Origin of the sequence: Micropruina sp. (genome assembly GCF_047606665.1) — a bacterium.
In the GTDB taxonomy this organism is placed as follows: domain Bacteria; phylum Actinomycetota; class Actinomycetes; order Propionibacteriales; family Propionibacteriaceae; genus Micropruina.
The window spans coordinates 1-23,074 of record NZ_JASGEF010000054.1; the positions used below are offsets into that span (position 1 = coordinate 1).

16 protein-coding genes and 1 pseudogene are annotated in these 23,074 nt (G+C 64.6%); 5 read left to right on the top strand and 12 right to left on the bottom strand.

Going from position 1 to position 23,074, the window contains the following annotated elements:
- The 4 genes from QM619_RS13120 to QM619_RS13135 form a co-directional block, all read left to right on the top strand.
- The coding region (locus QM619_RS13120; protein WP_415109363.1) for a hypothetical protein at positions 1-2,064 on the top strand (2,064 nt) is incomplete at its 5' end.
- On the top strand, positions 2,061-2,744 hold the full coding sequence (locus QM619_RS13125; RefSeq protein ID WP_415109366.1) for an ATP-binding cassette domain-containing protein: 684 nt from the start codon (positions 2,061-2,063) through the stop codon (positions 2,742-2,744). The genes QM619_RS13120 and QM619_RS13125, both read left to right, overlap by 4 nt.
- A 390-nt stretch (positions 2,745-3,134) precedes the next feature.
- On the top strand, positions 3,135-4,055 hold the full coding sequence (locus QM619_RS13130; protein WP_415109369.1) for an NAD-dependent epimerase/dehydratase family protein: 921 nt from the start codon (positions 3,135-3,137) through the stop codon (positions 4,053-4,055).
- Positions 4,056-4,103: 48 nt separating this feature from the next.
- Positions 4,104-4,760, top strand: coding sequence for a ScbR family autoregulator-binding transcription factor (locus QM619_RS13135; RefSeq protein ID WP_415109372.1), 657 nt, complete (start codon positions 4,104-4,106; stop codon positions 4,758-4,760).
- A gap of 26 nt (positions 4,761-4,786) precedes the next feature.
- Here QM619_RS13135 and QM619_RS13140 read toward each other — a convergent pair whose 3' ends face one another.
- On the bottom strand, positions 4,787-5,716 hold the full coding sequence (locus tag QM619_RS13140; RefSeq protein WP_415109377.1) for an AvrD family protein: 930 nt from the start codon (positions 5,714-5,716) through the stop codon (positions 4,787-4,789).
- Between the two features lie 240 nt (positions 5,717-5,956).
- Between QM619_RS13140 and mobF the strand changes: the two genes are divergently transcribed.
- On the top strand, positions 5,957-11,431 hold the full coding sequence (mobF, locus tag QM619_RS13145; RefSeq protein WP_415109380.1) for a MobF family relaxase: 5,475 nt from the start codon (positions 5,957-5,959) through the stop codon (positions 11,429-11,431).
- A gap of 325 nt (positions 11,432-11,756) precedes the next feature.
- On the opposite strand, the gene QM619_RS13150 is transcribed toward mobF, so the two are convergent.
- The 11 genes and pseudogenes from QM619_RS13150 to QM619_RS13200 all read right to left on the bottom strand — a co-directional run bounded on the left by QM619_RS13150 (position 11,757) and on the right by QM619_RS13200 (position 23,072).
- Positions 11,757-12,992 carry an ABC transporter permease gene (locus QM619_RS13150; RefSeq protein ID WP_415109383.1) on the bottom strand — a complete coding sequence of 412 codons (1,236 nt, stop codon included), beginning with the start codon at positions 12,990-12,992 and terminating at the stop codon, positions 11,757-11,759.
- Positions 12,989-13,669 (bottom strand): ABC transporter ATP-binding protein, encoded by a 681-nt coding sequence (locus QM619_RS13155; protein ID WP_415109386.1) that lies wholly within the window; start codon positions 13,667-13,669, stop codon positions 12,989-12,991. The genes QM619_RS13150 and QM619_RS13155 overlap by 4 nt, the downstream gene beginning before the upstream one ends.
- Entirely contained in the window at positions 13,666-15,192 is a 1,527-nt protein-coding gene (locus QM619_RS13160) for a hypothetical protein (RefSeq protein WP_415109389.1), read from the bottom strand. The genes QM619_RS13155 and QM619_RS13160 overlap by 4 nt, the downstream gene beginning before the upstream one ends.
- A 27-nt stretch (positions 15,193-15,219) precedes the next feature.
- On the bottom strand, positions 15,220-16,152 hold the full coding sequence (locus QM619_RS13165) for a hypothetical protein (RefSeq protein ID WP_415109392.1): 933 nt from the start codon (positions 16,150-16,152) through the stop codon (positions 15,220-15,222).
- Between the two features lie 191 nt (positions 16,153-16,343).
- A complete protein-coding gene (locus QM619_RS13170; RefSeq protein ID WP_415109395.1) occupies positions 16,344-16,796 on the bottom strand; it encodes a peptidoglycan-binding domain-containing protein in 453 nt (150 codons plus the stop codon).
- A 250-nt stretch (positions 16,797-17,046) separates the two neighbouring features.
- Positions 17,047-17,285: pseudogene (locus tag QM619_RS13175) on the bottom strand (transposase); the annotation flags it as partial.
- 288 nt (positions 17,286-17,573) lie between these two features.
- Positions 17,574-18,992 carry a hypothetical protein gene (locus QM619_RS13180; protein WP_415109398.1) on the bottom strand — a complete coding sequence of 473 codons (1,419 nt, stop codon included), beginning with the start codon at positions 18,990-18,992 and terminating at the stop codon, positions 17,574-17,576.
- A gap of 113 nt (positions 18,993-19,105) precedes the next feature.
- The gene (locus QM619_RS13185) at positions 19,106-19,594 is read right to left on the bottom strand and encodes a hypothetical protein (RefSeq protein WP_415109400.1); all 489 of its coding nucleotides are present in this window, start codon (positions 19,592-19,594) and stop codon (positions 19,106-19,108) included.
- A gap of 19 nt (positions 19,595-19,613) precedes the next feature.
- A complete protein-coding gene (locus tag QM619_RS13190; RefSeq protein ID WP_415109403.1) occupies positions 19,614-21,041 on the bottom strand; it encodes a type IV secretory system conjugative DNA transfer family protein in 1,428 nt (475 codons plus the stop codon).
- A gap of 83 nt (positions 21,042-21,124) precedes the next feature.
- On the bottom strand, positions 21,125-22,564 hold the full coding sequence (locus QM619_RS13195; protein ID WP_415109406.1) for a hypothetical protein: 1,440 nt from the start codon (positions 22,562-22,564) through the stop codon (positions 21,125-21,127).
- A 1-nt stretch (position 22,565) separates the two neighbouring features.
- Positions 22,566-23,072 carry a hypothetical protein gene (locus QM619_RS13200; RefSeq protein WP_415109409.1) on the bottom strand — a complete coding sequence of 169 codons (507 nt, stop codon included), beginning with the start codon at positions 23,070-23,072 and terminating at the stop codon, positions 22,566-22,568.
- Positions 23,073-23,074: the final 2 nt, after the last annotated feature.

The window sequence follows — 23,074 nt, forward strand, 5'->3', positions numbered from 1 at the left end:
ACCGCTCATCTAGGAGCGGAAGCAAGACCCCATACCTCGCCTGAAGCCGCTCCTCAGTCCATCTCTCAATCACCGTCACAGCTGGCCGAACAGCCAACACGCCCCGAAAATTCCTTACAGGCCCTAATCTACGTGTCGGGCGTTCAGTCAGCACCAAGCCCACAAGTCGTCGCGGCAGTTCAGCAAGTTGCTAAAGATCACGGCGTCGCCATTGGACGCTCGATAGACGACATCCGCGAACCGGGCCGACTGAGATATCTCTACCTCGCGGTTGGGGACCAGGCTGCGACTCAGTCCGCCTGGCTTCGGTACGGATATCCGTCCTTCACGCAAGACATCCGAACAACTGTACGACCTTTTCACGATCTTGTCGCGACTGATGCGCGAGGATACTACCTAGTCTTCGGCAACCATTTTGTGTCCGAGGTAGTGATGGAGCGCTTTCGTGACCTAGGGTTCGAGGTCAAGTCGAGAGCATACTACGACGCCAGCAGCATTATACGGTGGCTTGGAAACCAGCCATTGGGGCTAAGTGTGCTGGTTTCGGGACTTCTCGTTGCGCTCCTGATCACCGCTAGCGTGATCGCTGCGGTGAAAAGTTACGCTGTCCAGCGGCTTCATGGAGCCAACTACGCGAACCTGCTCATACGCGATCTCCGATGGGTCCTACGCTTCGCGACACTCACCCTTGTCGCGGTGACTATCATTGCGATCATCACCCTCGGCCTCTACAATCAGTACAATCAGTGGCTTCCCTTCGCGATATTGACCGCGTGCACGCTCTGCGGATTGATCGGTGTCGCGATTTTGACCCATGCAATCGCTCTAGCGATTGCACGAGGAATGCCGATCCTTGAGTCACTGAAGGGACGGATACCTGCTCGGTGGGCCACGCTCGGTGTCTACTTGGTGAGGTTGCCAGCCATGGCATTGGCAGTAGGTAGCGTGATTCTATCGGCTTTGGCAGTGAACCAGTTGTCCGCATATCAGGAGAGTCGCGACATGTGGCGCACCGCGGGCGAAGCGGTCTATATCAACTTCAACCCTTCGATGACCTCCAATGAGACAGACGAAATGTCAATCCGTACTGGCGAGTGGCTCGCCACAGAGGAGACCGCTGGCCGGATGATTCTCGCCTATCAAGATCGGTTCGAGCGACTTATTGGCGGCCCGGCCGGGGATCTCTTGATCGTCAACGACAACTACCTCAAGGCACAAGACATCCGCAATGCGGATGGCCAGCGCATTCTCGATGTCGGAGGTGATCACATCCTGATCGTACTGCCACCGTCCTTGGCAGCCCAAGAAGAACTGGCGATCCGAGCCACTCAAGAGTGGGCAGACTCAACAGCTGGCCGCCCTGACGCCGTTTCTATAGTGACAACGAATGGAGCCTCCGGTCTTCGCGCCTTCACCTATGGGAACCCTGTGGTTCACGACCAGAATGCGCTACTTAACGAGCCTACCATTCTTGTTGTCAATGCTGCCGCAAGCGTCATTGACGCCGACACTTATACCGCATTCGCCAGCCAGGGCGGGGTTGTCCTCGAAGACATGAGCCAGGCAGTTGCCGGCGCCGCGACCGCCGGCATCAGCCCATTTATTCTCGGATTTAGGCCGGCAGCACAAGACGCAGCAGCTATGTACGGCGACCTCATTCGAGAATTGAGGATCCACGCATTCAATGTGGCTGCGGCCCTCGGCGTACTTCTCGCTACCGCTGTCGGCCTGACGGAGATCTACACTCGAAAGAATGCCCAACGCACGTTCGCAAGATTCATCAGCGGCTGGCGCTTCGCGCGCTCGCATATCGTGATCCTGGCCGGAGAACTCGCACTAGCCTGCCTCACGCTAGGATGGTCGGCGTCCCAGACCCTCCCGTTGCTCTTAGCAGACAGAACCGACGCAACACCGAACAATCCAGCGGATACATTCCTCCTCGGAGGCTGGCAACCAGCGCTTCTCACTGGGCTCGCAGGAGCGAACTTCATATTCTTTCTTGCCGCTCTTCACATCAAGACCAGACGGCTTATCCTTACTCGCTCGCCAGAGGCCCAAGCATGACTAGATACCGAGACCTCACTGCGAACTCGTCTTTCGACACCATCGTCGGCCGTGGCCTAAGTAGACAATTCGGCCGACGGGTCCTTTGGGGCAATCTCGATTTCACGGTAGAAGCTGGCCAGATGGTCGCCTTGACCGGCCCCAGCGGCTCAGGCAAGTCAACGCTGCTCAACTGCGTTGGACTCCTTGAACGAGTTTCCGTTGGCTCTATCCTCGTCAACGGCCACGACATCACCTCCTTCCATGCCGCCGCAGCTCGGCGGTTCCGACGCGATACTGTCGGATACCTGTTCCAGAACTACGCGCTCGTAGAGAACGCCACCGTCGCCGAGAATCTTGCAATCGCCACGGCCGCGCAACGTCGCTCTACACGTCGCGCAGCACCGCTCGCCAGCGACGCTTTGAGGCAGGTTGGCCTCCATGGACGCGAAACGGAGCCCGTTTACCGCCTTTCCGGTGGTGAACAGCAACGCGTCGCACTCGCACGACTCATCGTCAAGAACCCCTCCATCGTCCTGGCGGACGAGCCGACTGGCGCACTCGACCGCGGTAACGCCGATATGGTCGTCCAAGCTCTTCGCGCGTTCGCAGACAGAGGCTGCGCCGTCCTGGTCGCGACCCACTCGGACAACGTCGCTGGCGCATGCGATGGTCGGATTGACCTTGCAATGGCCGGCTAATCCAGATGGTCAAATCAGCGAATCGACAGACCAGCGCCGGCAGTGGTTCAGTCGGTAGTGCTGGCCTCTGACATACTCGGCGGTCGGCGCGACACCCCAGGTTCCCAGCAACAAGGCGATTCATCGTTTTCCGTCCCGGTCACGACGGTGGCCGCGAGCACCGGCGAGAGTCCCGAGCGTCACGGGTCGGCCAGTCCATCACCCCGAGGGCACCCGACCGGGCCTCGCCCCCTCTCCAAAACGTCAACATGCTGCGCTCCGCTGGTAACTTGGAGGTTCCCCCATGCGACCGCGACGCTCGTCAGGAGGGACCACATTAACAGCATCACCCCGTGGGATCGATGTCAGGGGCAACCCGGACTGCGGCACACGGTTGCGGAGGGAGCCGACATGTCAGCCAAGCTGATCGCCGTCGTTGGCGCCCATGGGTTCGTCGGCAGTGCCGTCGTCGATGTGCTGCTCCGAGCCGGCCACCACCTCCGACTTCTCATAAGGAGGCCAGGACATGTACCCCCCGGGGTAGAGACCGTGGCGTCGAAAGCGGGCCTGCACGATCGCCACGCCCTGGGCCGCTTGCTCAGCGGAGCCGAAGCGGTCATACACGCCGCTAGTTACACCGGAAGCAACGAGAAGCTGCAGCAGAGCACCAACGCCGACGGAACACAATCTCTTGCCCAGATGGCTCATCAGCTGGGCGTAGGACGCCTGATCTACGTGAGCACGGCGGGCGTCTACGGAACGGCCTTCCACTCCGGCCTGTCGGAGGAGACAGCCCCGCAGCCGAGATCGCGATTGAGCGCAAGCCGGCTCGCCGCAGAACGATCCACTCTCGATGTGGGCGGTGTTGTCATTCGTCCGAACTTCGTGCTAGGCGAAGGAGACCGATGGGTTCTAGCCCCCTATCTGAAGCTCATCATGCGGGCGGGCGGAACCCTCAGCGAACCACGCCCGGTCGCCTCCGTCATCAACCGTACGGGGCTCGCCCAAATCATCAGCGCAATGATAGAGGAGCCGACACTAAGGACCCATCTCTATCATGTTGCCGAGCCGAATCCCGTGTCGCTGTCAGAGCTGGCCGACGATATTCTGAGCGCCAGCCTCAGGCGCCCTGCTAAGCGGGTTAGTCGTGAGACGATGAAGCTCACTGGAGCTCACATGGGATTCCCTCCCCACAAGCTTGAGTTAGTATTAACCGACTCGTGGCTCAATACCCGGAAGCTGTGGACAGAGTTCGATCATCACTCACTATCTCACCCGATTCTGACGAAGTCAGATATTGCCTGGTATTCCCATCATATTGTATCCGCCTGAGCTTCGACCTAAACGACCGACTGACAGATGAACCGGAAGGATGACGGCATGACGAGACGGACCCCAGCTCAGGACCGAGGCAGAAGGACCCAGCAGTTGATCATCGCGGGAGCATCGAAAGTTTTTGAGTTCAAGGGATATGCCGCTGCCACGCTTGGCGAGATCGCTGATTCTTCAGGGATTTCACAGGGCTCCATGTACTTTCACTTCAAGACGAAAGAACAAATAGCGTTAGCGGTCATCCAGGAGCAGCATGACAGGATGTACACCAAGGTCGAGGAGGCGATGGCCGACAAGGCAGATCCGCTGGTTCAACTCATCTACGCCTCACGCGCGATTGCCCAACTACTCATCGACGACGTTGTTGTTCGCGCTGGCATCAATCTCGCTCTCGGTCAGGGCGCAGTGAGGGAGGCCTCAGCCCGTAGCTACGCTGCGTGGACCAGCGGCGTTTCGCATCTGTTCCAGGAGGCCCGCGCCACGGGCATCCTAGACACACAGCTTCCCTTAGAGAATCTCGCTCAGTCCCTTGTGGCACATTTCACCGGAATTCAACTTATGTCCCAGGCGACCACGGAGCGACGAGACCTCGTGGCTAGACTTGGCGACATGTGGCAGATCTTCATCGATGCAAACGTCTTGCATGAAAGGCGCATACCATATCACATGGCTATTCGAAGGACGTTCCAGGAGACCGGCCACTGACGACGAGCCCGCACGCTCAACACAACCTATGGCCTATAGGCGAGCGAACCTTGGCACAAGAACGACCTATCTAGTAGAAATGAGGCATCGAAAACTCTCCACGCTTCGCATCCTCGGTTGATCGTTCGACACTTCGTGATACTAGTGGCTAACTCAGATGTTCCACTGACATGTGGAAGGCGTGGATCATGACTGAAGGTCGCAGTGCGCATCCACAGGTTTCTAGACGCGCTTCGAGTCACACCGTCGACGCTGTAGATCAGCACCTGCGCTGCCTGTGCTGCGATTCTAAGAAAGTCCACATACGTAGCCCAGTGACCTCGGACCGAAAGAATCGACGTTCGCGCGTCCGTCGTCAATGACAAAGCTATATGCGTGGAGAGAAGGCGCCGCTCACCAAGGTCTAGTTTTAGAATCGAAGATTGTATGTCTCGGCGCGCGAACTGAATGGGCTCAGGTTCCTCGATATTCGCATCGGACGGTCCCGCACAGTGATCAGGTGGCTTTGCCGCACCTTCAAGACGGCTACTTGTCGACACTCGCATCCCTCCAAGATGCACGTCGCATTCGTAGTCGCCATGGTCAAAATTGTCGATATATCCAACCGGAACTGCAGAGAGATCCTCGATGGGAGAGCCTGCTGCTCGGATGCCAATCCGCGACAGATGACACCTGGATACGTCGACCCTCAAGGCACGAAGCCTCCGCTCGGCCACCCCCGCACCCAGAATCATGGCGTCCAGTGTCGACAGATGTGGTGCCATCGCCCCATCGGGCTTCGTGGACCAGCTCTGCGGATACTCAACCCTCGCGCTCATCTCCGGACCGCCTACGTCGGCGACGGTCGGCGGCCCTCCACGGACGGAAAGGAAGTGACGCACTCCCTTATAGCCATGATCCAGGTAGCGCTGCTCAGATCCCCCGAGCACCGCGTCGAAACTCGTCGGACTACCCACGCGAAGCTCCTAACTAAGTTAGTTGACAAACTTACTATCTGGTCTGTCGCGCTCCGGGTCAACTTCACTCGCCCGGCTCCGCACGAGGCCCTCCACCCGAGAGTCAAAGGCCCCGGCCTCGGGGTCGACCTTCGCAGCTGGCGCTGTCAGCGGCGAGGCAGGTGGCCCGGCCGCTTCGGGGTGGGAAGCCGTGACGAAGCGATCTAGTCCTAATCTCCCTAGCCCCTGGCCTAGGGGGGTATGACGATGTCGTTGCATCGGATCACGGCCGGGTCGGGGTATGACTACCTGACCCGGCAGGTGGCTGCGATGGATTCGACGGAGAAGGGTCGTACCGGGCTGGCCTCGTATTACACGGAGAAGGGCGAGGTTCCGGGCCGGTGGGTCGGGTCCGGTATGGCTGGGATCGACGGTTTGAACGCTGGTGATCTGGTCACCGCGGAGCAGATGCAGGCCTTGTTCGGTTCGGGGCATCATCCTCTCGCCGACGAGCACGGGAGGGCTGCTGCGGCCCGTCCGGGGGCGACGGAGGCTGAGGTGTTGGCGGCGGTCCGGTTGGGGCAGCCGTTCAAGGTGTACCGCGATGATGTCAGCGCGTTCCGGGTCGAGGTCGCCCGCCGTTTTGCTGCTGTCAACAAGGCTGCTGGCCGTCCTCGTGACGCGGCGATCAGTATCGGGGAGCGGGCACGGATCCGGACCGAGGTTGGTCGGGAGTTCTTCCGTCGGGACTTCGGTCGGGCCCCGTTGGATGAGCGGGAGTTGGCGGCGCATATTGCCCGGTTATCGCGGCAGCGGACGACGGCGGTGGCCGGTTTCGACTTGACGTTTTCGGCGGTGAAGTCGGTCTCGGCGCTGTGGGCGGTCGCCGAACCGGCGCTGGCTGCGGTGATCGAACGCGCTCACCAGGCGGCGGTCGCGGACGCCTTGCGGTTCATCGAGCAGCGGGCATTGTTCACCCGGACGGGGACGAATGGTGTCCGGCAGGTTGATGTCCGCGGCCTGATCGGTACGGCGTTCACTCATCGGGATAGCAGGGCGGGTGATCCGGACCTGCATACGCATGTCGCGACCGTGAACAAGGTGCAGACCGTGACCGATGGCCGCTGGTTGTCGATCGACAGCCGAGTGCTGTACAAGGCGATCACGGCTGCCTCCGAGACCTACAACACCGCTCTCGAAGCGCACCTTGCTGCCACGGTGGGGGTGCGGTTCGAGGCCCGTCCGCAGCCGGATCCGCGGAAGCGTCCGGTGCGGGAGATCGTCGGCGTCGACCCGGCTTTGTTGGAGCGTTGGTCGTCGCGCAGGCATCGGATCGTGGCTCGTCAGGGTGAGCTGGCTGCCCAGTTCCAGATCGATCATGGACGGCCACCAACACCGGTGGAGGCGATCAGCCTGGCCCAGCAGGCCACGCTGGAGACCCGCGACGCCAAGCACGAACCACGCAGCCTCGCCGAGCAACGCGCCTCCTGGCACGCCCAGGCCCGGCAGGTCCTTGGCAGTGACGACGCCATCCAGGCGATGATCCGCGACGTCCTGCATCCCGCCCAGCCCGTGCCCGACTTGGCGACAGCGGCGTGGTTCGATGAGGCTGCTCGACGGGTCGCGGCACGGGTGGAACGGGACCGTTCGGCCTGGCAGATCTGGCACGTGCATGCTGAAGCATTGCGGCAGGTCCGCGGCCACCACGTGCCGGCCGAGCGGGTCGCGGCGGCCGCTGATCATCTGACCGGGTTGGTGTTGGATCGCTACTCGGTGCCCCTCAGCCCACCGACAGACGGCATCAGCGAACCGTCCCCGTTGCGTCGTGCGGACGGCCAGTCTGTGTACACGGTGGCCGGTTCTCGCTTGTTCACCTCGACCGGGATCCTTGCTGCCGAGCAGCGGATCGTGGCCAACGCCGGACGCCGCGACGGCCGGACCGTCCCGGCGGCCGCGGTTGATGTGGCGCTGCTCGAAACGGCCGCGAACGGGGTCGAGTTGAACGCCGGCCAGATCGCCCTGGTGCGTGAAATGGCCACCTCGGGGGCACGCATCCAGCTGGCGATCGCGCCCGCCGGCGCTGGGAAAACGACAGCGATGCAAGCCTTGGCGCGGGCCTGGACCGGCAGCGGCGGCACCGTGATCGGCCTCGCACCCTCGGCGGTCGCTGCTGCCGGGTTGGGTGAGCAGATCGACGCCCACGCCGACACCCTCGCCAAACTCGCCTGGCACCTGACCCACGGCGACCCGCCTGCCTGGATTGATCAGATCGGCCCCGACACCTTGGTGATCGTGGATGAGGCCGGCATGGCCGACACCCTCGCCCTCGACACCGTCACCAGCCATATCCTTCAACAAGGCGGCAGTGTCCGGCTGATCGGCGATAACCAACAGTTGGCCGCGATCGGCGCCGGCGGCGTCCTACGCGATATCGACGCGACCCACGGCGCCCTGAGGCTCACCGAACTCGTCCGGTTCACGAACCCCGCCGAAGGCTCCGCGTCCCTCGCTTTACGTGACGGCCAACCCGAAGCTCTCGGCTTCTACCTCGACCACCACCGGGTCCGCATCGGCAACCCCGACAGCATGACCGAGCAACTGTTCACCGCCTGGGCCGACGACCGCCAGCACGGCCAGGACTCCGTCATGCTGGCACCCACCCGCGACCTCGTCGCCCAACTGAACCAGCGCGCCCGCAACCACCGCCTCGCCGGCACTGCTCCCACCGCCGAGGTGCAACTGGCGGACGGCAACCGGGCCAGCGTCGGGGACATCATCATCACCCGCCGCAACGACCGCCGGCTCCGCATCAACGCCACCGACTGGGTAAAGAACGGCGACCGCTGGACCATCCACACCCTCACCACCCACGGCGTCCAGGCACGACACACCCAATCCGGCCGGCACATCACCCTGCCTTCCGACTACCTGGAATCGTGGACGGAACTCGGCTACGCCTGCACCACCCACACCGCGCAAGGCGTCACCGCCGACACCTGCCACGGCCTGCTCACCGGCGACGAAACCCGGCAACAGGCCTACACGATGCTCACCCGCGGACGGCACAGCAACACCGCCTACCTGACCACGGTCGGTGACGGCGACCCGCACAGCCTGATCCACCCCGACACGATCAACCCGGCCACCCCCACCGACCAACTCGAACGCATCCTCGCCCGCGACGAATCACCCCTGTCAGCCACCACCCAACTCCGACACGCCGCCGATCCAGCCGTCCGGCTCAGCGACGCCTGCGACCGCTACCAGGACGCCATCGTGTTCGCCGCCGGACACATCGCCAGCGACGCCGACCGACACACCCTCGCCTTCGCCGCCGAACGCGTCATACCCAACGTCACAAAAGCCGAAGCCTGGCCCGCGCTCCTCGCGCAACTCCTGACCATCGAAGCCGACCGGCGCGACTCCATCGAGGCCCTCACCAGAGCCGCAGCCGACCCACTCACCACCGGCCGTGACCCGGCCGCAGTCCTCACCGCACGTCTCGACAACACCATCACGACTGGGCACGGACCGCTCCCCTGGCTCCGCCCCATCCCGACAAACCTCCACCACCACCGGCTGTGGGGTGGCTACCTGGCTGCCCGCGCTGACCTCGTCATCGAACTCGCCACCCAGGTTCAGACCCGTGCCCAAGCAGACGGGACCCGTCCGGCATGGGTCGGGGACGACCTTCTCCCACCTGCATCCCTGGTCGCCGACATCGAGGTATGGCGGGCCGCCACCCACGTCCCGGCCACCGACCGGCGACCCACCGGGGAACCCCACCACCACGGTGCCTCCGCCCGCTGGCAACACCGCCTCACCCAACAGATCGCCACCCTGAACGCTGCCGCCATCGACGAATGGGCACCGCTGCTCACCAGCCTCGACCCGCAAATCGGACGCGACCCCTACCTGGCCACCCTCGCCACCCGTGTCGCACGCCTCTCCAGCGCCGGCATCAACATCCGACAACTCATCCACCACGCAGCCGGCGAGGGACCACTCCCCGACGACCACGCCGCCGCCGCGCTCTGGTGGCGACTCAGCAGCCACCTCACCCCCGCCGTCGCCCACCACGCCACCAGCAGCGAGCACCTCACCACCGACTGGACCCCGCACCTTCGTAGCGCCGTCGGTGAGGAACGTGCCGCCCAGCTGGAGAAGAGCAGCTGGTGGCCCGCCCTCGTCACCGCCATCGACCACGGCCTGCGCCGCGGCTGGACCCTCGACAACCTCCTCACCACCGCCCCCACCAACCAACAATCAGCGGGCGACGACTGCCAAGCATGGGTATGGCGACTCACCCTCGCCACCCAAACACCCCCCGACGCCGACGTCCGGCCCGACCCCGCCGACCACGAACCCCCCGCCGACCTCCACGAAGGCTGGACGCCGACTGCACCCCAAGTCGACATGCTCCACCCCAACAACATCCCACCAGCGGGCGCGGACGAAGAGACCTGGATCGAGGACCTAGAACCCGACGAAGAGACCGTCGATAGGGAGGCCGATCGGATCCTCGCCTTCGAAGCCATGGTCCGCGCCACCATGGGACCACCCGAACCCACCGACGCCGAAATCCAATGCCAACTCGACCGACGCGACGCCTGGAACGAATGCCCCTACACCCCCGAACGGCTCGCCCACATCAACGAACTCACCACCCAGTACTACGAGCAACGACTCCCCGGCAGCTGGGCCCAGCCCTACCTGACCGAACGCCTCCAGCAAGACATCACCGGCCACCCCACCATCCGCCCCGGCTACGCCCCCAACGGCTGGACCACACTCGTTCACCACCTCCGCGCCAAGGGCGTCACCGACGACGAAATGCTCACCGCGGGCGTCGCAACCACAGCCTCCACAGGACGGCTCATCGACCGCTTCCGCGACCGACTCGTCTTCCCCATCACCCACAACGGGCAAGTCCTCGGCTTCGTCGGCCGCCGCAACCCAGCAGCCGAAGACGACAAGCGCATCCCGAAATACCTCAACACCGGCGACACCCCGCTGTTCCACAAAGGCGACCAGCTCTACGCCACCGGACCCGTCGACGGCACCATCCCCGTCCTCGTCGAAGGACCCATGGACGCCATCGCCATCACCCTCACAATGAACGGCACCCACACCGGCGTCGCACCCCTCGGCACCGCACTCACCGAACCCCAAGCCACCCAACTCGCCAAGTGGCACGCTCGCCCGGTCATCGCCACCGACTCAGACCACGCCGGACGAGCAGCGGCGGAACGTGACTACTGGCTCGTAGCCGCAAAGGGAGGCGATGCGCGCTACACGGAACTGCCCGAGACCTCCGACCCCGCCTCCCTGCTGACAGACCAACGCACGGAGGTGCTCCGCGCGGCGATCGCCGAGGCTGCTCCTCTCACCTTCCACCTCATCGAATGGGCCTCAAGCGACGGCCCGCACCATCTAAACCGTGCGATATTCGCCCTCGCAGCGGCACCACCTGAGCGCTGGCCGGGCGGCGAGGCGCTCATCAACGAACTGACACCGGCACCAGCAGGTCTCATCCGCTCGGCGCTCGCGTCGACAGCTGCCAGCTGGAACGCCGACCCCAGCGAAGCTCTCAAGGCAGCTGCTGAACTGCGGGGCATCCAGGCCGTAGGCCCGAAGGCCCAGGCACGCACACCAAACGAAACTCCGTCCGCGCCGCTTCGGCATCGCCACTGCCAGCACCCCACCCGGCCTCAAGGACCGTCAGTCTCGGTATAGCGAGCGACAACCGGCCCCCACATCGTCGGTCTACCCGCCGAAAGCACCAGCACCTGGCCGCCGGCCCGTGAATCCCGCCCAGCCAGGACACGGACGACTGCGCGCGCTTGCGCACTGAGCCTGCAGCGTCAGCCGTGACGCCGCCCCTGGCCGCCCCGCCGCCGTTGGGCCGCGGCTGCCGGCCGAGTGCGGCGTGGTAGCCGGCGGTCGTGTCGTGCGCCGGGTGCTGATCAATATCGCCCAGCCAGATCAACCCCGACGACGATGTCCCCGGACCCATGTCAGCAGTCCCGCGCCAAACCGAGGTCACCGACAACCGAACGCTTCAGGTTCCGGACTGGAGCGCGGTCGCAGGTTCGATGCGGCTGGCTTTGAGTGCGGGCAGGATTCCGGAGCCGACGCCGGCGAGCATTCCGACCCCGACTGCGGCGGCCACGATGCGCAGGTCGAGCACGGGTGTCCAGTCGTTGGCTGCGCAGGTGGCCACGATGACCAGTACGCCGGCACCGCTGCCGATCAGCCCACCCAGCAGCCCACTGATACCGCATTCGGCGATGAACTGGGCCGCGATCTGCCCCTGGGTCGCACCCAGCGCTCGCCGGAGGCCGATCTCCCCGCGCCGTTCCATCACCGATAGCGACGTGACTGCCGCGGTGGTCAGGGAGCCGATCACCAGCGCGATCATTCCCAGCCCCAGGAAGACGGCGTTGACGTCCTGGGACAGTTGGTTGCGAATCACGCTGTGCGCGGCCGGCTTGGTGATCAGGTAGCCGGTCGGGTCGTTGGGGTTCAGTACGGTGGCAAGTTGCGAGGCCACCACGTCGCCGGCACCAAGTCGGATCTGGACATCGAGTTCTCCCGCGACGCTCAGTCCCAGCCAGCGCCGCGCTGTGGAGGACGGGACGACGACCGCATCCAGCAGTTCCGGATGCTGTGCGACATTGTCGATGATCCCGATCACCGTGAAGGCCGCCCCATTCAGGAAAATCGCCGGTTGGTTGTCCACCCGGGAAACTCCGAGCGCGGCGGCGGCCCGTGCCCCGAGGACCGCAACGGGTTCCGCGCGATCCTGGTGGAAGGCGGTGAGGTAGGTTCCCTGCTGAAGGGTTCCCGAGACCACCTGGAGCAGACCGGGCGTAGCGGCAATGATGGCCGGCGGAGTGAGCGAGACGGCACTGGGGTCGTTCAGCGGGGCCGCTTTGAACGTCACCCCTCGTGTGTCCACCGGTGCGATCAGGCCGGTAGCGATCACGCCGCTCAACCGGTTGGCGCGTTCATCGGCGTCCCACGGCATCACGGCAAGGTCATGCCCGTCTTGGGAGTCTTGCGCCGGCACGGCCACCACGCGGGTACTGGCGAAGGCGTCGAACCGGTTGGCTAGCTGGTGCGCGCCGGTCTGGGCGAATCCGATGGTGGCGACCAGCGCCCCGATGCCGAGCATGACTGTCACCACGGCGAGCGCCAAGCGTCCGGGGCGTCCGGACAGGCCCCGGACGGCTTCCTGGAGGACGTCCGAGGTGAGGAAGCGGTCACGTCGACGCGCGAATCGCTCCTCGGTCATGGTCCGTCTACGAGTCGTCCGTCCCGCATCACGAACGCGCGGGTGGAGCGGGCTGCCACTGTGGGGTCGTGGGTGACCACAATCAGAGTCAGCCCACGATCGTGGAGGTCCCCGAGCATATCCAGGATCTCCGTCGAGGTGCCCTGGTCAAGATTCCCGGTCGGCTCGTCAGCCAGCAGAATCGGGGGTCGGGTGGCGATCGCCCGAGCGATCGCCACCCGTTGGCGTTCTCCGCCGGACAACGTGCCTGGGCGGAATTCGGACCGGTGCGTCATCGACACCTCAGCAAGCGCACGTTCGGCACGCTCGACACGACCGGACCGGCCTACCCCCGAATAGGCCATCCCCAGTATCACGTTTTCGAAGACCGACCTGTCGGGGAGCAGATGGAAGGCCTGGAAAACGAACCCCAGCATGGTCGCGCGCAGCCGAGAACGTTCCTTGTCGCTCAGGACCGTGCTGTCGACCCCGCCGAGTTCGTAACTCCCGAGAGTTGGTCGATCGAGCAAGCCGAGGAGATTGAGCAGCGTGGACTTGCCCGAGCCAGACGGTCCCATGATCGACAGGTAGTCGCCAGCACAGATATCCAGCGAGACGCCGTCGACCGCCAGAACACCGGGCGGGCCCGGAAAGGAGCGGGCGATATGACGCAACACCGCGATCGGCTGGTTGGTCACCTAGTCGGCTCCGGTGTCGGCGTGGTTTCCGCGGTGACGGCGCGCCCCACCACCACCAGGTCTCCAGCCTTGAGCGTGGGCGTGGAGGATCGGAGCTCGACATACCCCTCGGCCGACAGGCCCGGCTCGAAGACCACCACCCGGGTGGGCTGGTCGGCTGCGGGGGCATCCTTGACCAGTTCACCGTCCACCACCTCGACCCGAGCCCGCCCGGCGGAATCAGCGGACACCGCAGCCACGGGGACCACCAGGGCATCCGGCGACGACCTACCCACCTGGAAAGTCGCCAGCATGTTACCGATCAGGGCGTCGGGACTCACGCGCTCGGGATCGTTGAGGCCAATCGCGATCGCACAATCGGGTGTGCCGGTGGTCTGGTTTCCGAGGGGGCGAGATGCCTGATCACACAACCGGGCCACGTGTCCCTCGACGCTCGTGCCGTCGCTGGCGGTCAGTTGCACCGGTCCGCCCTGCTTCAGCAGCGCTGCCTCCGCACCCGACACGGTGGCCGTGATCCTGATCTCCGCGCCGGACAGCACCACAGCGCCCGTGGACGCACCCGGATCACGTGCCTCGGGGCCGCTGCTGGCTGACGAGCCCGCCAGGTCCTGGCCCAGCTTGACGTTCACCGCGTCAACCCGACGAGGCAGACCTGACACGAAGACCACCTCGCCGATCGGCATCGGCGTCCACGCGGCCTTCCGCGCGGCAGCCAGTGACGCGGCAGCACGTGACTCATCTCGTTTGGCAGACTTCAGCGCCTGCTCCGCCTCCTCGACCGCTGCCTTGCGCTTCAGCTTGGGCAGTTTCCGCGCCGTCGCGACCTGTGCCGACGCCCGCTGGCGGGCTTGGCGGGCACTGTCGCGTGCCTCGGTCGCGGTCCGCATTGCCTCTGCCAACTCCACGTTCTCCGATCCCGGCGCAGGATAGCCAGCCTGGACGTATAAGTGACGCACCGCTTTGGCCAATGCAGCGTCGTAGGTCTTGCCCCCGTTTCCTGCGGGGTAGCCCAGCTTCGCCAGAGCCTTGCGCAGCTGGGCGACATCCGGTCCGACTGAACCCGGGCCCATCGTCCGATATGCCGGGAACTTCCCCGGCAGCACGAAGATCGGACGACCCGAAACTTCCAACAACACTGTGCCTGCACCGACCTTCACACCCACCTTCGGCACCCGCCCGGTCACCACCGCAGCATCGGCACCCAGTGGCAACGACGGATCGACTACAACCGGATCGGCGAAGGCGACCTCAGCGCGCGCGGTCACGGTCGAGGTGATCTCGCGAGCCTCTACAGGCACAGTGATCAAGCCTGGCGCCGGTGGCCGCGCGCGCGAAGCGGCGTCTTCGGGTGACTCGATCACACCACCCAGCGCGAAACCCACCAGCAGAAACAGTCCAGCGACGACCGCCAACGACCAAACCGGGGCACCCGCCTTCAACAAGCGCCGACGGTGACGCCGCCGCGCCTGGTGATCCTTCCCAGCTGTCACATCACCGCCGACCTGCTCGGAGGATTCAGCCACGAGTCTCATCAATCACGGAGGGCACGATCAGCGCCCCCTCTTGTCTTGCTGCTCCCAGGTCGCCAGGAGCAAGTCGAGTTCGGCCCGGTGCGCTTCAACCCATTGCCGCTCAACGTCGAATTGGATTTGTGTGAAGCGCGTGACATAGTCCGTGGCCGCTCGGCAGTCGAAATCGGCCATCGCCAAGGCCAGGCTTTGCTTCGGATCGTTGCCTGAACGCTTGGGGGCTCTCGTTGCGATCACCCAGGACAACAACGGACCGAGGCTCTTGACCTGGGTGAGCGGAGCGTCAGCGAGCATGCCTGCCGACGTCATGCAACGCGCCCATTCCTCATTGAGGTCGAGGAGCCGTGAGTCGGCATGAAGTGACCCTGCCGCGTAGGTACCACCTTGACCGCTTGTGTCCAAGTAAACCGCGAAGAGGGCGTTCAAGCTTGTGGCCGGCGTTTCGAACCAGGAATCATCGACCTTGTAGGCCGACTCGACCGTCTCTCCACTCTCGGTCTCGGCCGCCTGAACGCAACTCGGACTGCTCGACTCGTCGTAGCCGTCGCGTCCCGACAACGCGAGGTTGTATGCGCGCTGTGCAGACGCGCTGAGACCCGCAACGTATTCAGCATTCAACCGCTCGGCCTCTGTCGCAGTATCGTCGGCCGATGACCGCGAAGGCGGCCCGCCGTACCCATGCCCAGCAACGGCATCTCGCAAGCCTGCTAACCAAGGCACCATCAGCGCGTCTCCGCTCACCGGCTCCGTTTGGCGCCGCGCGAGCGGGATCGGATGGTAGACGAATCCTGCACGTCGCATGCATTCCGCGACCAGTTTCTGCTGCCGGTCGTTCACCGGTTCCGCTGCCTCGTGCCAAGCGTCGTCATATGCCGCACGCGCTTGGCGGATGACTCGCAGATAGCGTGCCAGCGGCATCTCTACCGGTGATGGCGTCTCCGCGCTCGCCGCCATTGAGGCACCATCCTCGGTCGCAGATGGCCTCACGAGGACGCCAGGCGTGGGCGTCCCGCTTGACTCATTCCGCGGCGAGTCCTTCGCTGGAGGACCGCCCGAGGTGCATCCTGCTGTGGTCAGCGTCGCGAGCACAACGCAGGCCACAACAGCGACAACTCGTCGAGAGTTCCCAAGCACCCCGGCATCACTCACAGAATGCCACAAGCATACACCGAAGGTATGTCGGAATCGCTCCAACACATCTTCGCCCTTGTCTTCGGGCCGTAGATTCCATCTTTGGGGGTCACCCCGTGAATGGTCTGGATCTTCTTCACGGCGGCCTTGGTGTCCGCGCCATAGATGGAATCAGCGCTAATGTTGGCCTGACTGTAGCCAAGATTCACGTAGTAGGTCTGCTTGATCTCCTTTTGCAGGGCCTTGACGGCAGAGCCTTGGTTGCCGCTCCCAAGGACGCAATTCAGAGTGCCGCTGCTCGTCACCACTGGCGCCTGGAATTCGAGCGGGAACCCACCGACCCATACGGTTTGCCAATCGGCACCGTTACAACTCGGGTAGGTCACCGCCGACGCCGGTGGCGCGGCAACCACCGCTCCGACAGAGAGCACCCCTCCGATCAGCGCAACCAACCCAGTACGGATCATCCCCATAATTCCACTCTCCCAGTTCCACCTAGCCACTTACAGACGCCGCCAGGCTCATCTCACTCTCAACATGCGCCAAGCCCTCTTAACCGTCAATGGCCTTACGAGGCGGATAGGGTTAAGGCTTCCGCATGCGACATGCCCCGATCGGCTCGCCCGGTCAGAACCTAACGCTGACAAGGAGGGTCTGTCAACTGTGATGTCTCAGGAGATGGATCTGTCAACTTAACGGTGTAACTGGGTTGTGTTGTCATGCTGTTCTCGGGCTGCTGAGGCGGCCGTCGAATCGGATGTCGAATGCGTTGAGTGCTTGCTTCCATCGTTGGGTCCAGCGGGCTCTGCCTTTGCCGGTGGGGTCGAGAGCCATGACGGCGAGGTAGACGCACTCAACGCGGCCTGCTCGTTCGGGAAGTGACCGCGAGCCCGGACGGCCTTGCGGATCCGGGCGTTCACTGACTCGATCGCGTTCGTGGTGCACACGATCCGCTTGGCTCGTCCCCTCCACCACGGACACCGGGACCGTCTCAACCTGCTTGCTCATCGTGTTCCTCCTTGATCGGAGTCACACCGTTGAAAGTACAGTCCCTCCTACGGTCGGAGCAGCCGCTGGACTTGCTGTCAATGTGGCTGAGATTCCTTGCGGTCAGGGGTCAGAAGGTGGCGATTGCGTCAATGATCACCGCAGGTCCGGTCAGGAGACGATGGTGGCATCTGCGCTGAGACTGGGCCATCAGTCGATGTACGAGCCGGCCGAGGACGCGTGTGACTTGCCGTCGTTCAGAAGTTCTCTGCTTCCTGGAATCGCCACCAGGCTGCCATCAACCAGTTGGTGACAAGCATTACCTGGCGGATTACCTTGGGTTCCGGAGCGAGACCGCCGGAGAGGTTGTTGGGGTAGCGGTCGAGGATCTGCGCAATCTCGCCGAAACCGGCCAAGGTTCGGTAGGAGATGAAGTAGAGGCTGGGTAGCTGCTCGAGCTGGAACAGCAGCAGCGTGAGGTCGTGGGCGCCCTGGAGATCGATGGCAGTGAATCTCACAGTCCAGCCGTCATTGGCCCAGTAGGAGACCTGGAGGTTCAGCGGGAGATCCATCAGCACGAAAGCGGTCGGCAAACTTAGGATCTCGTCGCGGAGCTGTCGGTCGCGAGTGACGGTGAGCGATGTCAGCACGATGACTGGCATGCGGGTGAAGGCATGATGGAGTGCCTCAGGCGTCATCGGTGGTGCCAGGAGTGCGAGCGGCACGTGCCGCTTGTCGCTGCTATCGAGGTGAGGACGACCGGCGAGGGCAAGCACCACCGGCTGACCACTCAGTTCCGTGATGCCGAACTGGGTGGCATAGGAAGAGCCCTGCAGATACGTCGCCAAGATCGCTGGCCGGCCATCCAGGTCCTGGTGAACGAAAACTGCATCGTCGAGACCGTTGATGGAGACGATCTCGGCGGTGGCGGGCATGTGGTGGATGTAGATGCGTTCACGCTCGGCACCCAGGGGCTCCTGGCTCATGCTTCGACGGTCGGTGAGCAGCTCGATCTGCCATTCGTCGGGTGCGAGAGCGGTGAACGATGCGCGGAGGAACTCGACCACGTGGAGATACTCCGCCTCGTCGAGAACATGCACGCCGAGGCTGGCGAGTCGCGGCCGGACGGCTTCAGCCAGGGCAGGTATCAACGTGCCCTCCTCGTAGGCCTTCAGTTGATCCATCTCTGCCGAATTGGTGGGCAACCCACGGCTCCAGGCATCGCCGGCATCTCCGCCTCGCGTCGGGTCGTCGATGAGCAGACGGCTGAAGGTATCGTCCCACCAACTGCCTGCCGCAGCAGCACGGAACAGCCGGATGTCTGGCGGCGTGATCCTTTCGATCTCTTGGAGGCTCAACCGGTCGAATCCGACCTCGGCGATAGCCATGAGTTCCCGTGGTTGCATCAAGGCGCGCAGCAGCATCTGAGCGGCCGACTCACGAAACTGCCATGGCCACCGGGTTGGATCGCCACCGAGGTCGAGTCCCTGCTCGAGATACCGGAGGTATCGACGGTTGCCCGAGAGCAGTGACTGCCCCTTCTCCACGCCGAGGACGCCGATGCTGATGGTTGTGGCGAAGATCTCGTGGACGCTCTTTGCGCGGCGATTGAGGTGTCGAGCCACGGCTTCGAGCCGGGTAGCGTTGACTCCGGTCTGAGCTAGCAGACCTGACATGGCGGCCGTCAGTCCTCAAGCGGTCGACCACTGCAGAGTCGACAGGTGAACTCGTGTTGGTCGATGCGCGAGGGGCAGGGGTCGGAGCCAATGCCGTCGGCATCGAGCGGAGGTCAACCATGTCGTCGAGGGGTCGCCGCGAACCTACTCTTGGCGGGCCACGCTTGGTGTTCGTCGTCGCAGTGCTGCTTGAGCCGTTCCCTGAGCCGCTCGAGGAAGGCGGGGATGCTGTAGCGGTGCCATTCTTCGAGGGCGTTGCTGTTGAGGGCGAGATCGGCGCGGCGGCGTTGATCGGCAAGGACGCCGATTTCGTGGATCAAGTGGGGGTGGAGCGCCCAGCAGTTGGGGATCATGCCGGCGTTGGGGTCCCAGACGTATTCGTGGTTGAACCAGGTGACGACGTCGGTGTACCAGTGCCAGGTGGCGGCGCGGAGGTTGGGGTTGGTGCAGGTGGCGATGTCCCAGGGTCGGGGTAAGTGGCTCGGGTGGCCGAGTCGGCGTTTCTGTTCTTCGGTGCCGTTCTCGGCTAGGTGCAGGTTCCAGTAGGCGGCCCGGACTAGGTCGTCGGGCATCGGGAACGCCCACACGAGTTGGCTTTCCACGATCAGTCCTTCCTATTCGCTATTCGTCGATGAGGCCGTGTGCGCGGGCAGCTGCGAGGGCGGCGTCGGTCTGGTCGGTGGTGGATGGGTTGCGGGTGAGGTGGGCGCGGAGGTCTCGTTGCCGGGCCAGGAGGGCACGGCCTTGTTTGCCGTCGATGGAGCGGCGGAGTTTCGCGAGGATGGGTGGGGTGTTCTCGGCGACGATTAGGGCGTGGCGTTCGGGGAGTTGCCGGATTTCTTCGGGTCGCAGGATGAGCATGTCGTCGCCGGCGGAGGTGCGTCCGCCGCGGCTGCCGTGTTGCCAGGTGGTGCGGGTGACTCGAACCGTGCCGAGGAGGTCGGAGATGTCTTTGTTGAAGCCGGTGTCTTTGCTGCCGCCGAACACGGCGAGGACGTTGGTGAGACCGAGGATTGCGCGTGCTTCGGTGTCGCCGAAGAGGGCGGCCAGCTGTCGCCAGGTTTGGGCGGCGTAGATGATGCTGATGCCGAGGGCGCGTTCGTTGGCCATCCGCGTCCGGAGTGTCGGCAGGGGTGCGGTGGAGGGTAGTTCGTCGAGGCAGGCGAGCATCGGTGGGCAGAGTCGGCCCCATGGGCTGCGGTTTGCGAGTCGGAGGGCGGTGTCGAGGATGTGTTCGGCCAGTGCGGTCATCAGCGGGGACGCCGACGCGTAGGGGTCTTCGCGTCCGAGCAGATAGAACGTTCCCCGCTGCTTGATCACTGCTTCGATGTCCGTGGCTGGTCGTCCTGCCGTGGGGATGCAGCGGTCGCGGATGGCGGGTTGGAAGAACAGTCCCATGGCTTGCTGGACGGTGGTGATGGTGTTGGCGGCGGTCCGGTCGTCGCCGTGCAGGGCGCCTTGGAGGAGTCCGTGCCAGTGGGTCGCGGCATGCGGGTGGCTGCGGAGGATGTCGCCGGGTTCGGCGGTGCCGTGTGGGTTGGCTACCCAGCGCAGCACCCGGTCGAGTCGGTGGCCGGCCAGGGCGGCGGCGTGCAGGTAGCACTGCAACACTTTCGCTGCTTCGAAGGCGTAGAAGCGGGCGGCCGCGTCGCCTGCTCCGCCGGTGGTGGCGCCGCGGATGGTGCCGTGGGTGAATGCCTTTGCTCGTCGTTCGGCGAGGATCGGGTCGACGCAGCCGATGATCGGGTCCCAGATGAGTTCGGGGAGCCCGTCGGCTTGTCCGAACGGGTCCAGGACGACGGTGGGTCGGTCGCCGTCGGAGCGGGGACCGAGGGTAAGGAGCAGGTCGTCGGTCTTGGTGAGCGTGGTGAGTGCTGCACCTGGCGCGGCGAGCAGGGCGGGGGTGAGTAGGTCGAGGGTCTTGCCGGATCCTTGCGGGCCGATGACGCCGCAGGTCCGGTCCCACGGACACCACAGTCGACCGCTGCGGGGCTCGCGGCCGAGTCCCATCGGCCAACCGAGCTGGGTCGGGTCAAACCGTCGCTTCATGGGTCCTCCCCTTGTCTACGTGTTGTTAGTGATCGGGTTGCACGGGTTGGCCGACAGCTGTAGGCGGTTCGTCGGGCATTGGTTCAGGGGGTGAGCCGGTGGGCCAGGCTCGGAGTGTGTGGTCGTGGCGGGTCCGGAAACCGGCGGTGTGGTCCCGCCTCGCTCACGGTGTCCCAGCCGGCTGGCTGATCGGCGGCCATTGGCCGTGGCGCCGCTGGCTCCGGGGTGCGACCTTGCGGGGTCGTCGGGTCTGGTGCGACGGCTGGCGGGTCGGGTTCGGGCGGTGTGGTGTGGTTGGTGATCAGCTTGGGTCGGACGATCAGCGTTTGCGGGGTTCCGTGCCAGTCCTCGCGCTTGCGGATGGTCCCGGTGATGGTGATCTGGTCACCGCGGGAGACGTCGTAGGCCCAGCTGGCTCCGGTGGTCATCTTCGCCACTGACGTTTCGCAGTTGAGGATGATCATCCGGCGCGATGGCGAGTTCCAGGTGAACCCGTCGACGTGCAACAGCACGGCGATGGTGCCGGTCAGGGTGACCTTGTCCCCCACCTCGCCGGCGTAGTCGAGGGTCGCCCGGCGTCCTGCCCGCTCGTCGCGGGCGGCCTGCTGCTGTGTGATCCGTAGGTAGGCGGAGACTGCTGACACGGCGAGTCCGAGGTGGCGAGGTCCGACTTGGCCAGCTTGGAGGATCGCGGACAGGTTTGCTTGGTAGCCGGTGGGCTCGGTGAATGCCGCGGTGAGGGTGTCGATGATCTGGGGTGCCATGCGGCCGCCCTCGTCCAAGTGCGGCCGGATGCTCGCCAGCAGTGCGGCGCTTCCTTGTCCTCCGTGGATGGCGGTGGAGACCAGATCGCGGGTCGCCATCCGGTGCTGGCCGGCTGCGCTGCTGGGTGTCCAGCCGTGGGCCGCGATGACGGCCCAGCTGTAGGTGAGGACGGAAGCCAGGTCCAGATCACCCGCCGGCCCGTGGTGGGCTGCGGTGAGTTGGTCGCGGAGTTCGTCGGTGGTGAGGATGACGGGCAGGGTGGACCAGCCGAGGAAGTCCTTGAGACAACTGCTGCCGACCTGTTTGCGTTCGCCGGTCGTGTCGTGTTCGACGAGCAGGACGCTTGTCCGTGGACGTCGGGTGTGGCAATGGTCGCACTCACCGGGGCGGACGGTGTCGTTGGGAATGTTCTGCTCCACGCCGGGCAGGTAGCGCACCACGGCACCGTCGCCGACCTTGTCGATGGCGGCGAGGAGCCGCCAGCCGGCGAACTTGGGTGGCTCGCCGGTGATGATGACGTCGAATCCGTGGATGGTGACCGGCGGCGCACCAGGTGCTGGGGTGTGGGTTCTGGTTGCCGGCACCGCGTGCAAATCGATGGTTCCGGCGAACCCTTTGCGTGCGGCGCGGGCAGCGATCTTGGCGAGCTTCTCTTTGGTGGCGGCCAGGTCGTCGGCGGACAGGAACCACACCCATGGCCGCGACTCGTCCTGGTCTCGTTCGAGCGGGGTCGGCGACTCATTCGGTTCGTCGGTCATGTCATCCCTCCTCGGGTGGCGGCGCGCTCGGGACGGATGGGTTCGAGCGGCGGAAGAGCCGCCTGGGCGGGTAGAGGTCGGGGCGGATGATGTGCCGGACACGGCGTAGCCGGCTGACGCCGAGGACGGTTTCGGCGTCGGCTGGGGTGGCCATGCCGCGCATCCGGCCGGGTCCCCACCGGCGCAGCGCGAGCAGGGTTGCGGTGACCACGATCATCAGCAGGAGGAGTTCGACGGTGATTATCCAGCCGATCACCGCCGCGCCACTTGCGGCGGGGTGGGGTCGGGGGGTGAGCCCGGCGGTGGCGTTGCCGGTGAGGATGGCGGGGATGCTGGACAGCAGGGTCCGCCCTTGTGGCCAGTGCCAGTCGGCGCCAGCGAACCAGTTCGCGAGGCTGCGTCCCGCCTGGGCTCCGAGGACGGCCAGGAGCAGGGTCATGATGGCGGTGCCGGCGGGGAGTTCCCAAGTATGGGGGTAGGGGTCGCGGCGGCGTTGTTGTTGCAGCATGA

Excerpts from the sequence above, each read along its gene's own strand:
- QM619_RS13125 (WP_415109366.1), top strand. The coding sequence starts at position 2,061 with ATGACTAGATACCGAGACCTCACTGCGAACTCGTCTTTCGACACCATC.
- QM619_RS13130 (WP_415109369.1), top strand. The coding sequence starts at position 3,135 with ATGTCAGCCAAGCTGATCGCCGTCGTTGGCGCCCATGGGTTCGTCGGC.
- QM619_RS13135 (WP_415109372.1), top strand. The coding sequence starts at position 4,104 with ATGACGAGACGGACCCCAGCTCAGGACCGAGGCAGAAGGACCCAGCAG.
- mobF (WP_415109380.1), top strand. The coding sequence starts at position 5,957 with ATGACGATGTCGTTGCATCGGATCACGGCCGGGTCGGGGTATGACTAC.
- QM619_RS13150 (WP_415109383.1), bottom strand. The coding sequence starts at position 12,992 with ATGACCGAGGAGCGATTCGCGCGTCGACGTGACCGCTTCCTCACCTCG.
- QM619_RS13165 (WP_415109392.1), bottom strand. The coding sequence starts at position 16,152 with ATGGCGGCGAGCGCGGAGACGCCATCACCGGTAGAGATGCCGCTGGCA.
- QM619_RS13170 (WP_415109395.1), bottom strand. The coding sequence starts at position 16,796 with ATGATCCGTACTGGGTTGGTTGCGCTGATCGGAGGGGTGCTCTCTGTC.
- QM619_RS13180 (WP_415109398.1), bottom strand. The coding sequence starts at position 18,992 with ATGTCAGGTCTGCTAGCTCAGACCGGAGTCAACGCTACCCGGCTCGAA.
- QM619_RS13190 (WP_415109403.1), bottom strand. The coding sequence starts at position 21,041 with ATGAAGCGACGGTTTGACCCGACCCAGCTCGGTTGGCCGATGGGACTC.
- QM619_RS13195 (WP_415109406.1), bottom strand. The coding sequence starts at position 22,564 with ATGACCGACGAACCGAATGAGTCGCCGACCCCGCTCGAACGAGACCAG.
- QM619_RS13200 (WP_415109409.1), bottom strand. The coding sequence starts at position 23,072 with ATGCTGCAACAACAACGCCGCCGCGACCCCTACCCCCATACTTGGGAA.